Source organism: Bacillus sp. SIMBA_031 (assembly GCF_046535225.1).
Lineage (GTDB): Bacteria > Bacillota > Bacilli > Bacillales > Bacillaceae > Bacillus > Bacillus velezensis.
The window spans coordinates 1-253 of sequence record NZ_JAWRXC010000483.1 but is presented as its reverse complement, the minus strand read 5'-3'; the positions used below and the strand labels follow the sequence as shown (position 1 = coordinate 253).

Genomic DNA, 253 nt, shown 5'->3' with positions numbered 1-253 from the left:
GCCGGGGGGACGGTAGCCCTGGAACCGATGAGCGCGTACGAGCGCAAGATCGTTCACGACGCTGTGGCCGAGCTTGGGTTTGTTTCCGAGTCGGAGGGCGAAGGGGCAGGCCGCCACATCGTCGTCTCGGCCGACTGACGGCCCATGGTTGATATCACCGCAGCTGAGCTGGAAGCAGCACAGAAGATTTTCGGAGAACGCTTGGATCTCGCCAAGCGCTATGTGGAGCACTTGGCCACCTCCGGTACTGAGC

Annotated in this window: 1 protein-coding gene; it reads left to right on the top strand. The window is 62.5% G+C overall.

Features of this window, described 5'->3' with window-relative positions; translation table 11 throughout:
• Positions 1-18 precede the first annotated feature (18 nt).
• Positions 19-138: a R3H domain-containing nucleic acid-binding protein gene (locus SB724_RS21110; protein ID WP_410572946.1), complete on the top strand. Its 120-nt coding sequence runs from the start codon at positions 19-21 to the stop codon at positions 136-138.
• Positions 139-253 lie beyond the last annotated feature (115 nt).